Origin of the sequence: Lysinibacillus sp. NPDC096418 (assembly GCF_044762775.1) — a bacterium.
Lineage (GTDB): Bacteria > Bacillota > Bacilli > Bacillales_A > Planococcaceae > Lysinibacillus.
The window spans coordinates 108,344-120,278 of record NZ_JBIWEY010000007.1 but is presented as its reverse complement, the minus strand read 5'-3'; the positions used below and the strand labels follow the sequence as shown (position 1 = coordinate 120,278).

Genomic DNA, 11,935 nt, shown 5'->3' with positions numbered 1-11,935 from the left:
TACAATGCCTAATGAGCGGGTCATGGCACACCCGAGCAATTAGCGGATTTACTGGAGCTTTGGTTTAATTAATATGCTTGTGATGGATTTAATATTATGCCACCTGTACTTCCTGTTGGATTAGATGAATTTGTAGACTTAGCAATCCCTGTACTTCAGGAGAGGGGCTATTCCGCAAAGAATATGAAGGTAATATGTTACGCGAACACTTAGGATCAGGGCGCACATCCTATCATCATTTTAAAAAATTTTAATCTATTTAATGATGAAAAAAGCGATAAAGAGTGAGATTTGAATCGTTCTTTATCGCTTTTATATTTTAGATAATCTTCACGTAGAAATCTTGGCCGTTTAACAATTCAGTCAGTTCTATATTGCTTGTTTTTTTGAAATAATCGTAGATGTTGCGTGCTAAACCGGAGTGCCCATTTAAATAAGTCCCTTGCTTTATCTCTTTACGAGGGTTATGGAAATCAAAATACAAGCGTGAGTCATGACACATGGAATCTAAAATAGCATGGAAATCTAATTCTTCAATGTGAATACCTCGATGATATTGGCATTCTCGTCGATACGTATCGTGTGAAACATTGACTGGGTTAGGTTCAAGTACCATTTCTATTTTTTTATTCAAAGTTAGACAGCCCCTCTCGGAAAATTGTAACGTTCATCTTTCGCTTCTATAAGTATATAATTGTCAGAAAATTATATCAATATTTTTCACCAATCTGCACGTTGCATTTCTTCTGCGATGACCTGTAGATCATAGGCATTTATTGATAACAGCCCATAATCATGTCTTTCCATATATTTTTCTACAAGACGCTTCATGTACTTTGGTGAACCTTCGTTTTCTTCATCGTAAACAAGTAAAATACCATCAGTGTTTTGAATGATAAATTTATCTTTCTCAGTAAATTGCCAAGGTGCCTCGTATGGTTTTTTCGTCACGCTTGTATGAAAGTCTGCTCTCGCTAGAATCATCTGATACTTTTCTTTTTTTGGATCCTGCCAATTTTTCTCCTGCTCTAAAAATGGCGTAATGACTGCGTATTTTAAATCTGTAAATTCAGTCTTCAAATCAAGTACTACTTCGGCTGCCCAAGTCTCCACACCCTGTTGACCACTTATAATAACCCACTGTAAGCCTTCATCCAGTAGTGTTCGAAGGCGGTCTTCTAGTGCTTTTTTGATGATGGGAATACCGGGATGTTTATCATCGAAAATACCTAGTTCATGTGGTTTGTAGCCCGTAATAACTATTCGCTGTAACAATAGGAACTCCTCCTAAACCAAGTATCTTTTATCATTAAGTATACAGTAGGGGAGGAATCATTTGAAAATAAGAACGAACCTTGCTGTTGTGATTTTGAAAAAAATTCACGGTTTATACAAAAATAAAGTAGTATTTTTTATTAAATGACACTCTTGAGAAGAGTATTTATTTATATCTAAATTTCCAATTAAATAAGATAGTTGGAGCACTATTTGTGGATTGATTAGGATATGATTTCAAGGCTGAATTTTATACGTAATTGGGGGATGGTTTAATGTGGATATGTTTCAGAGGAGTATCTTGATGACAGAATACTCCTCTTTTTTGATGGTGTATCTCTAACGGATTTTACTGCTCTTTTAAAACGCACAGATTGCAAGAATTATTGCCACGATTGTACAAATTCCAAGGAACCACCATGTATCTGTAAAATCATCTTCAGTTTCGTTATTCATTTAAAGTGTCTCCTTTTGTTTAACCTGCCCATTTAAGGACCAATTCGTCCACATTCTAAGTACAGTTTCAAATGGACCACGTTTAAATTTCTTTAGATAGTACACGCTAAACACACATTGTAAGCTATAGAGTGTAATACCGAATACAACGCCCAAAAATACGCCTAATTTCCCGTATAGTCCAAGTCCGTACCCGTAAAACACAGATGTGCAAATAATGGTTTGCATTAAATAATTCGTCATCGACAGTTTCCCAACGCTTTCAAATGCCCGTAATAGAAATGGTATTGGGCGAGTGCTGACTAGTAGTGCTGCTAAGCAGATGTAGCCAACTGATAATAATTGAGAACCGCCCATTAATAATATGCCAGAAAAATTACTGTTTATAAAACCGATACTTTTACAGAAGAGTCCGATTGGGACAAGTAATGCGCCTAGTTTATACCATCGCCGTTCTGCTTGCATATTTTCGAAGGCGCGTTTTTTCGCAAGTCCCATACCAAGTAGAAATAGCGGAACATATAAGACTACTGCTAACGCTAGCATAATAACAACAACAAAAATTGATTCATCAAAACCAGGAGGCATTACATTTAAACGGTAATCATAAATATCCTGATAGCTTCCGTTTGCATAAACAATATTGGTTTCTTCAATATAAGTATCCATTTTTTGCTGCTGTTTCTTCGATGGCTCCATAGGCCCGTAAGATAAAAGAGTTGAAAGAACAAGTAAAATGCCACTCCAAATAAATAATGTCTTTGCTTTACGGTTAAAAAAAGGAATTAAAAACAGGGTCATAAAGCCATAAGATAATAAAATATCACCGTCCCATAAAAACATTGAATGGAGCCAGCCAATTGCAATTAGCCCTACCGCGCGGCGTATAATCGACCATCGGCTCTTATTTTTCTTTTTGCGGATAGATTCAATTAATTTAATAAGAGAATAGCCAAATAATATAGTGAAGATGGGCATAGATGAGCCTTCAATGAAGATTTTTACGAAATACAGAGCACCTGTATCAAGTGTTGATAAATTTTTTAATTCATCTTTTCCGTACATCCCGAACTGAAAAATAAGTAAATTAGCAAGCAAAATGCCGAGTAAACTAAATCCTCGCATACCATCAATAAAAGAAACTCGCTTTGTTGTCATTGCGTTTTATCTCCTTAATTGGTTAACTTATACATAGTGTAGTTTAAGAATCTTATTGGAAAATAACGATTACCTTAAAGTAATCTTAAAAGTGGGTGATGTGATGCAAAATGCGTCAATTTTAGTGTTAGAAGATGAGCGAGCAATTGCGGAAATGACCGAAATTATTTTACGGAAAGAAGGATTTGTAAATATTACTCTTTGTAGTACCGTTTATGAAGCAATGAAGGTCATTGAAAGTGAGATATTTCATTTTTATCTCCTAGATATTATGTTGCCGGATGGTAATGGTCTGGATGTAGCAAAAGTTATTCGAGCGCAAAGTGATGCACCTATTTTCTTTTTAACAGCAAAAGCGAGTGATGCCGATAAGTTAAGAGGATTTATGAATGGTGCAGATGATTATATTACGAAGCCATTTAATCCTTTAGAGTTAGTTGCTAGGGTAAAAGCGCAACTAGCGCGTTATATGAAGAAAATGAATGTGCAAAAGGACGTCCTATACTCATGTAGCCGTTTTACATTTAACGTGGATGCTGCAGAACTAACAGTTGATGGTGTGAAGGATATTATCGGTGGACGATTATTTCATTTATTGAAATATTTATGTGAAAACACAGGTCAAGTGTTATCGAAAGAACAAATTTACGAGCGTGTTTGGGGAGAATATATATTCGATGATAATACGGTAATGGTTCATATACGCAAGCTACGTGAAAAAATTGAAGAAGACCCAAGTAAGCCAACCCATATTATAACGGTGAGGGGAATTGGCTATAAGTTCGTTGGAGATAACCGGTGATGAAGCCATCTAGAAGATTAACACTACGTTTTATCTCTTATTTCACAGTGTTTTACTTACTAATAATTCTTGGTTTTATTGTAAGCTTGTTATTTTTCGCGTTCTTCATCAATGATCGAGTAGGTGACAATATCCATGTTATGACGGCATATGAAATTGAAGATAATGCTGTAGAAATGGATGGGCAGTCAGAACGAATTGCAGATTTCCTCGTAAAGCGAGCGGATGAAAATTTAGGGCAACTGTATTTGCTCGATAAATCTATGAAGGTGTTGGATTATACAGGTGATAATTGTGAACTCTGTGAAATAAAGGATATCGAGATCCTGACTCAAGAACGAGCAGGTATGCATACATGGAAACTGCCAAAGTACTACTTACTATTTTTGCCGAATTCGCCTGTTCGACCTCTATTTGAAGAAGCCTTCGAACTTTGGGAAGGTGAGGGAGAGCTACCATCGTCATTTATTCAGCGTTTAGCCGAGAATAAGGCTGCTGTAGAAATATATGATGAGCACTGGAAACGTGTAAAAGTAATAGGTGAAGGGTATAAGTTACTGTATAAACCAGATTTGTTAGAAGAACATTACGATATTTTTGAACACAGAGAGCTTATACAAAGTACGACACTAAGGGACGGCTCTACTCTTGTTGTACGTATGCCGAATCCGTCGTATAAGCCATTTGAAGAGCCTTTTAATAAAGCGATGATTTTATTTGTTGCTATATTTTTTGGTGGGCATATTATTTTATTAATTGGAGTCATTTTTTTATCACTAGGTATTTCGCGTCAATTTGTGCGTCCACTTGTGTACGTTTTATCCCGCATTGAACGATTTGCGCAATTTGACTATCAGGAAGTAATCGATAAAAAATTACATCATCAAAAGACAGGGAAATTAAAACGAAAGTTCAAATTATTCCAACCAGTCGATGAATCACTCAATCATTTATCTGACCGCCTTGCCTTCAATGAACGACAAATTCAAAAGTCGGAGCAGTTAAGAGAAGAATGGATCACTGGGTTGTCACATGATTTGAAGACACCTCTTAGTTCTATATTTGGTTATTCAACAATGTTAGCCTCTGTAGAATATGAATGGACTTGTGAAGAAATGCGAACGTTTGCTAAAACTATGCAAGAAAAAGCAACGTATATGGACGCACTTATTCAAGACTTAACATATACGTATCAGCTGAAAAATAAAGCGATACAGCTTGACAAAGTACCTTTAACACTTGCTACATGGTTATTACAATTTGCTGATGAGCAGGTGAGTGTGCATGTGCATGGAAATGTCTTGCTTGAGGCAGACGAACTTTTATTAAAGCGTATAATGGATAATTTAATTACCAATGCCAAAAAATATACGGCAACAGGCACGAAAGTACGTATTGAAGCGCAACATGTAGAAAAAGGCGTCATGCTTACAATTGCTGATAAAGGATCGGGGATTCCTCAAGATGAATTGGATAACCTATTTGAACGCTATTATCGAGGGACCAACACAACTGATGATACAACTGGGACTGGGCTAGGTTTGGCCATTACAAAACAGTTAATCGATTTGCATGAAGGTACGATAGATGTACAATCAGATGCAAACGGTACAGCTTTTTTCTTGATTTTCCATGCTAAATAAAATTGTTAGATACAATAAAAAGCAATCTTTGTCTGGAGTAGACGGGGATTGCTTTTTTGTATGATTTATCTTTTAGTGTGTTGCTCAGAAGGGTGTTCGATTTTTAGATAGTGCCATAAAGAATTGGCGATGTCACGTGCTTCTGCTGCATGTTCGGTGTCAGCAAATGCTTTTCGGAAGGGCGTTAGAATGGATTCTACAATGAATAATTTAGGGTGCTCTTGCTGTAATTCTTCTAATAAGAAGGTTGCATATTCTAAACCTGCAGTAGATTCGCTTGTTGTTAAACCTTTTATAAAGCCTTCTAGTTGTTCAAGGACAACTTCTTTACTGACAGTACGTGAATGTAAGGCATTTTGAATAGACGTAATCATGTCGACGCTAATTAAAATATCCTTTGATTCAAGCATAGCCGGAATAATCGCCTGAATATTGCGTAATGCCACATGTATAACAGTTTCGGGGTCGATATACTTATAACCTGAAAATAGAACGACACGTAAAGTATGATTGATCATGCCGAATGTTTGTACTGCGCATTCATAGCTTATAGGGCTAACTTCCTCACCAAACACTTGTACAAAGCGATTGGCAAGCCATTCTAACTCCTTCAAATGATGGTTAAGGACTATTTTCTTTAGTTCGTTGTCATGTGAATGGAATACAGATTCAAAAATAGGTATTAAATTTTGCTCACGATTGACATGGATCAGTACAGCGATTTGTTGTGTTAATACTTTTAAATCCGTGGGGTCCTTACCGTAAATAAGTTCGTGTCTGCGTAGGCTTGCTTCCTCACGGCCCTCGTCTAAAATGGCAATCAGGCAGTCACTTTTAGAAGCGAAGTGATTATAAAAAGTGCCTTTTGAAATTTCAGCAGCGCGAATAATGTCAATAATGGATGTTTCTAGATAACCTTTTTCAATAAATAACTTGCGGGCGGAAGTAATTACTTGTCGCTTTTTTTTGTTCATAACCTCACCTTTTTAATATTATTATACTCTTATTCTATTATGAAAACGCTTATATATCAATGTTTATGATTTGTTGAAACTTTATTATTGAAAAAAATAGACTATGAGTATAAAATAAGCTTTATCAAAATTTACAAGACGGAATAGAGGGAAACAAATGAATAATGCATCAACAATACAAAAGCCTCCTTATGGTATGATTTCCATTCTGTTCGTGGGAGCTTTTGTTGCTTTCTTAAACAATACATTGTTAAACGTTGCTTTACCGACGATTATGACAGACTTCGGTATTGATTATGCGACAGTACAGTGGCTTGCAACTGGGTATATGCTTGTAAGTGGTATTCTCGTACCTGCATCAGCCTTTTTCGTGACACGCTTTAAAAATAAGCATTTATTTGTTACGGCAATGTCGATTTTTACTATCGGTACAATTATGGCCGGCTTCGCACCAAGCTTTGAAGTGCTATTAGCAGGACGTATGGTGCAAGCAGTAGGGGCTTCAAGTATGTCGCCACTATTAATGAATATTATGTTAATAAGCTTCCCGAAAGAAAAACGCGGGGCTGCAATGGGGATTTTCGGTTTAGTAATGTTTGCTGCGCCAGCAATCGGTCCAACATTATCAGGTTGGATTGTAGAGCATTATGACTGGCGTATGCTATTCCAAATGATTATTCCATTCGCAATTCTTAGTGTAGTGTTCGGTATTTGGAAATTAGAAAACGTGATGGAAACACGTGAAGTACGTTTAGACTTCCCATCATTACTATTATCAACAGTAGCATTTGGTAGTATTTTATATGGATTCAGTACAGCAGGTAGTAAAGGTTGGTCTGATCCGTTGGTTTATGGCACGATCATAGTAGGTAGCATTGCTTTAATTATTTTCGTTGTGAAGCAATTACGTATGGATGAACCATTATTAGAATTACGCATTTATAAATATCCAATGTTTGCGTTAGCTTCTATTATTTCGACTATTGTATCTATGGCGATGTTCTCAGGAATGATTTTAACGCCAGCTTACGTTCAAACAGTTCGTGGTATTGAACCATTTGAAGCAGGCTTAATGATGCTTCCAGGAGCACTTGTTATGGGGTTCATGTCACCAATTACGGGTAAACTGTTTGATAAAACAGGCCCACGTATTTTAGCGATTTTTGGGTTAACTATTACAACAATTGCAACTTTCGGATTAACACAATTAGAGATAGATTCAAGTTATACTTTCATCATTTCAATGTATACACTTCGAATGTTTGGTTTGTCGATGGTTATGATGCCAATTATGACAAACGGTTTAAACCAATTACCTCAAATGATGAATCCGCATGGTACTGCTGTAAACAATACAGTTCAACAAGTGGCAGGTGCTATTGGTAGTGCGGTCATGGTAACGATTATGAATAATCGTACAAAAGCAAGTGCAGAAGAACTTATAGCTGAAGCACAAGCGAAAGCAACACAATCAGGCGCAACACCAAGTGCAGAGCAAATGGCGCAAATGAAAGAACAAATTATGCAATCCGCATTATTAGATGGGATCAATCACTCATTCTTTATTGCAGCCATGATAACAGTTCTAGCCCTTATCTTAGCCTTTTTCTTAAAACGAGTAAAAGTAGAAAGTGCTGCTGCTTCAATGGATTTGAAAAAGCCAAAAAAATAATAGCAAATTTAAAAGCGAGAAGTCACCTAGAAGGGTAGCTTCTCGCTTTTTTGCATTTTGTAATACTTTTTCAGTCTGACCATTACTATTAAAGTTGTAGGTTGATTTCCGTTACGCTTATATTTCCTGTAAAGTCGAGCACCCTCCGCTACAATCGACTAAAAAAGGTTAAGCATCTTTTTTAAATAAAGATCCCGGCCAAAAAGCATATTTACCAAGCACTGTGGTAATGGCCGGTACTAGTAACGGGCGAACGATGAATGTATCGAGTAGGACACCTATGGCTGTAACAACTCCGAATTGCACGAGTACTTGGATAGGGAGTGTGGCAAGGACCGCGAAAGTTCCAGCTAAAATAAGTCCAGCTGAAGTAATAACACTACCTGTACGAACAACACCTTCTTCGACTGCAGATAAATGGTCTTTCGTTTTACGTTTCTTCCATATCTCTGAAATCATGAAAATATTATAATCTTCACCAAGTGCAACGAGGAAGACGAATGCATACAGTGGAATAGCGCCTTGAATTGCCTCTGCACCCATAAAGTAATGTAAAATGATCCAGCCTGCACCAAGCGCCCCGAAGTAAGAAATAACAACTGTTACTAGTAAATAAACTGTTGCTGTTACTGAGCGTAAGTAAACAAATAATAATAGAGCAATTAAAGCAATCATCGTTGGCATAATAACTGATTCATCACGTTCAGTAACTTGCTGTGTATCATATTGATTGGCTGTTTCGCCCCCAATCCATACATGCTCGCTAGCAGCGTTTACACCAGACTCTTGAAGCATCCTTACAGCTTCATCTTTAAGCTCAGGAATATGTGCTAAAGATTCTTTTGCATAGGGGTTTGCATTTAAAGTCATTTCATAAAGCTGAATCGAATCGTTTTTCTCACCAATTTGTACATCGTCAACATGGTCGATGTAAGGAAGTGATGAAAGTTGCTCTTGTAAATTAACATCAACATCATCTACATCAACAACAAGTTGTACAGGGGCAAGTTCACCTGGCGAGAAATTTTCTTCTATTAATGTAAAGCCTTCACGAGATGGCATATCTTCTGGGAAAGACGATAATAAATCAAATGTATATTGAATCCGTGGTACAAATGCAGCTAAGCCACCAAGTAAAAGAACGGTCACTGCAATGACAATCCATGGCTTATGTGTTACGAAATGTCCGACTTTATGACTTACTTTATGGCTCGGCTTATGTTGCTTTTTGCCTTGGGTACGAGCCATCTCTTCTGTTCTTGGAGTGAATGGATAGAATGCTACGCGTCCAATAATGACTAAAATAGCTGGGAGTACTACAAGGGCTGCAATCCCCATGATAAGAACACCAAAGCTAAATGGTACAGCGAACCGTTGGAAGGCGCCATAATGGGCGAGACTAAGTGTTGCAAGTCCGATGACCACAGTGAGTGCACTCATTAGAATGGCGCCGCCTGATTCTTTCACAGCGAGCTTCATGGCAGCTGTTTTATCTTCTACTTCAAATAAAATTTCACGGTATTTCGAAATTAAAAATAAACAATAATCGGTTCCGGCACCAAAGAGTAAGACGGTCATAATTGACACAGCCTGGGAATCTTTATCAATCCACCCTTGTTCGGCAAAGAACCCTAACGTTGGACTAATAAGCCCGTATGCAAGCCCGACGACAATTAGTGGAATAATCGCAAGTAAAGGCGAGCGATAAATGATGACCAGTAAAACAAGAACAAGAATCACAGTCGCAATTAATAATTTTACATCTGCTTGTGAGAATAAGCTCACTGCATCTGTTGCAATTCCGACGGGGCCCGAATAGCGGACATGCAGCGTGTTACTTGCTAAATCTTTATCTAATTGAACATCATATGTGCCCATAATTTTCGTTAAATCATCTAGGCTTTCTTGTAGTACATCTGTTGCAACACCTTTTTTAAAGAAGACAGGTGTAACTATTGTTGAGCCATTTTCTGAAGTAGCAGCTTGTAATGCTTGTGGTGGCATTTCATCATACGGCGGTATGAGGGATTGATTGCTTAATGGGTTCGCCTTAAGCTCACCATACACCTTTTGTATTGCAGAGAAATCATTTGTTGTTAGACCATTTTCACGATGCCAAACGAGTAAGAGAGGTGTACCAGAATCGTTTGGAAATTGATCTTTAATAATTGCTGCAGCTTGCTCTGACATTTCTGTTTCTGGCAAGTTCTTTCCGGACTCACTCTCAATACTATTAATTTGTGGCCAGGCAAAAGATAGGACGACAACGAGCAAAATCCAAAATGCGAGGGATATGAAACGTCCTGTTTTGCTTGCTACCATCGAGCCCCACTGTTCGAGCGGATGCTTTTTCATTTAGCAAAACCTCCAATTCATGTAAGTGACTATAATTATATATACCGGTAGGTTAATTAATCAAATGGGAAATGACATTATGCTATAATATGACTAAATAGAACTAGATATGAGGAGGAGAACTTGTTGAAAAAATCACCTCGTGTTCTCGGAAGACCTCGCCATGATGAAAAGGCAAAGCCAACACAAGAGGTCGTGCTGTTGACTGCTACTAATCTTTTTATAAAAAAAGGCTATAAAAATGTGTCGATGGATGATGTGGCGAAAGCTTGTAATGTGACAAAAGCAACAATCTACTACTACTACCCAACGAAGGCGGACTTATACACTTCATCATTAGTGGGAATGATGGAACGTATTCAACTCCATATTGAGCAAATTTTAAATTTACCCAAGCCATTTAAAGAACGATTAGAGCAACTAGTCGAAGTGCATTTATCTGCAACGGTGGATATTGATATGAAAAACTTTTTGCGTGAAGCAACGATTAATCTTTCAGAAGCACAATTGAAAAAGGTACATGCTTCAGAAAATGCGATATATGAAACAATAGAGAAATCGATGCAATTCGAAATGGAGAAGGGGACAATTCGCCAAGGGAATGCACAATTTTTCGCGCATACATTTATGGCATTGATGTCAGTTGGATATTTTAAAGATGGAGAAGGAACGGGCTTATTCCAAACATCGAAGGAAGCGGCGAAGGAAATCACAGAATTTTTTTGGCAATCTATCGAAAAGGTAGTATGAGAATTTATTGGTGATTTTTATAAAAATATGTAATTTCAATTATGCTGTTAACTTAACAGGAATAAATAGTGATTACAAAAATGGGAAAATAGTTTACAATTAAACGAATCTTTTAAAATAATGTCGAAATCGTGAATTAGTTAATTGAAATAAAGTACAAACAGCCTTATAATTGAGGATGTAATGTCACCTGTACGAGATAAGGATGGAATTGTGATGCACATCGAGCAAAATAGAGTTAACATCGTAATTACAAATAATGCTATTTGTAATCCGGCCCTTGTGACTGGTGAGTGAGTAAGATATAAGCTGTAACGACTGTTAAGAAGATTGCTTAATGGTCTTTTTTTACATGTAAGTAATATAAAAAATAGCAACAGTGATGGCAAAGGAGAGTTTAAAATGTCAGAAACGAAAAATCAATCACAGACTGAACAATTAACTGTGAGTCAAGAGCAATTAGATGTACTAGATCAACTATTAAAGCCTGAGGTACAAGAATCTCTAACTACTTTAGTAGAGCAATTACCAAAGTTAACTGAAATGATGACGTTATTAACAAAATCATATGAGTTTGCTCAACAAGTTGCAACGGACGAAGTATTAAAAAATGATACGGTTAGTGCGGTATCAGAAATGGCTGGTCCAGTTGTAGGTTCTGCTAAAAATTTAGCAGCTACTGCTATCGAGGCGAAAGATCGTGCATCAGAAAGCCAAGAAGTAATCGGTTTATTTGGCCTTATTAAAATGTTAAAAGACCCACAAGTTCAAGGTGTATTCCGCTTTGTAAATGCATTCTTACAAGTAAATGCTGAACGTAATTCTAAATAAGATTCAAGATATATTCAAT

10 protein-coding genes and 1 pseudogene are annotated in these 11,935 nt (G+C 37.1%); 6 read left to right on the top strand and 5 right to left on the bottom strand.

Annotated features, from left to right (window positions below; translation table 11 throughout):
- Window positions 1–24: 24 nt before the first annotated feature.
- A pseudogene (locus ACIQZG_RS08835) lies at window positions 25–254 on the top strand (nitrilotriacetate monooxygenase); the annotation flags it as partial.
- A 65-nt stretch (window positions 255–319) separates the two neighbouring features.
- On the opposite strand, the gene ACIQZG_RS08830 reads toward ACIQZG_RS08835, so the two are convergent.
- The 3 genes from ACIQZG_RS08830 to ACIQZG_RS08820 form a co-directional block, all read right to left on the bottom strand.
- Complete coding sequence (locus tag ACIQZG_RS08830) at window positions 320–616, bottom strand: hypothetical protein (RefSeq protein WP_402754807.1); 297 nt, start codon at window positions 614–616, stop codon at window positions 320–322.
- A 104-nt stretch (window positions 617–720) separates the two neighbouring features.
- On the bottom strand, window positions 721–1,275 hold the full coding sequence (locus ACIQZG_RS08825) for an SLOG family protein (RefSeq protein ID WP_402754806.1): 555 nt from the start codon (window positions 1,273–1,275) through the stop codon (window positions 721–723).
- A gap of 456 nt (window positions 1,276–1,731) precedes the next feature.
- The gene (locus ACIQZG_RS08820; RefSeq protein ID WP_402754805.1) at window positions 1,732–2,889 is read right to left on the bottom strand and encodes a DUF418 domain-containing protein; all 1,158 of its coding nucleotides are present in this window, start codon (window positions 2,887–2,889) and stop codon (window positions 1,732–1,734) included.
- A 103-nt stretch (window positions 2,890–2,992) separates the two neighbouring features.
- On the opposite strand from ACIQZG_RS08820, the gene ACIQZG_RS08815 reads away from it, so the two are divergent.
- Together ACIQZG_RS08815 and ACIQZG_RS08810 are read left to right on the top strand one after the other, a co-directional pair.
- Window positions 2,993–3,691, top strand: a complete 699-nt coding sequence (locus ACIQZG_RS08815; protein ID WP_402754804.1) for a response regulator transcription factor — start codon at window positions 2,993–2,995, stop codon at window positions 3,689–3,691.
- A complete protein-coding gene (locus tag ACIQZG_RS08810) occupies window positions 3,691–5,334 on the top strand; it encodes a sensor histidine kinase (protein WP_402754803.1) in 1,644 nt (547 codons plus the stop codon). Before ACIQZG_RS08815 ends, ACIQZG_RS08810 begins: the two co-directional genes overlap by 1 nt.
- Window positions 5,335–5,399: 65 nt before the next feature.
- On the opposite strand, the gene ACIQZG_RS08805 is transcribed toward ACIQZG_RS08810, so the two are convergent.
- Entirely contained in the window at window positions 5,400–6,308 is a 909-nt protein-coding gene (locus ACIQZG_RS08805) for a TetR/AcrR family transcriptional regulator (protein WP_402754802.1), read from the bottom strand.
- Window positions 6,309–6,465: 157 nt separating this feature from the next.
- Here ACIQZG_RS08805 and ACIQZG_RS08800 point away from each other — a divergent pair, with 157 nt between their 5' ends.
- Window positions 6,466–7,980, top strand: a complete 1,515-nt coding sequence (locus ACIQZG_RS08800; protein ID WP_402754801.1) for a DHA2 family efflux MFS transporter permease subunit — start codon at window positions 6,466–6,468, stop codon at window positions 7,978–7,980.
- A gap of 168 nt (window positions 7,981–8,148) precedes the next feature.
- Here ACIQZG_RS08800 and ACIQZG_RS08795 read toward each other — a convergent pair whose 3' ends face one another.
- Entirely contained in the window at window positions 8,149–10,335 is a 2,187-nt protein-coding gene (locus tag ACIQZG_RS08795; RefSeq protein WP_402754800.1) for an MMPL family transporter, read from the bottom strand.
- Between the two features lie 126 nt (window positions 10,336–10,461).
- Here ACIQZG_RS08795 and ACIQZG_RS08790 point away from each other — a divergent pair, with 126 nt between their 5' ends.
- Window positions 10,462–11,085 carry a TetR/AcrR family transcriptional regulator gene (locus ACIQZG_RS08790; protein WP_402754799.1) on the top strand — a complete coding sequence of 208 codons (624 nt, stop codon included), beginning with the start codon at window positions 10,462–10,464 and terminating at the stop codon, window positions 11,083–11,085.
- A 402-nt stretch (window positions 11,086–11,487) separates the two neighbouring features.
- Window positions 11,488–11,916: a helical membrane plugin domain-containing protein gene (locus ACIQZG_RS08785; RefSeq protein WP_402754798.1), complete on the top strand. Its 429-nt coding sequence runs from the start codon at window positions 11,488–11,490 to the stop codon at window positions 11,914–11,916.
- Window positions 11,917–11,935: the final 19 nt, after the last annotated feature.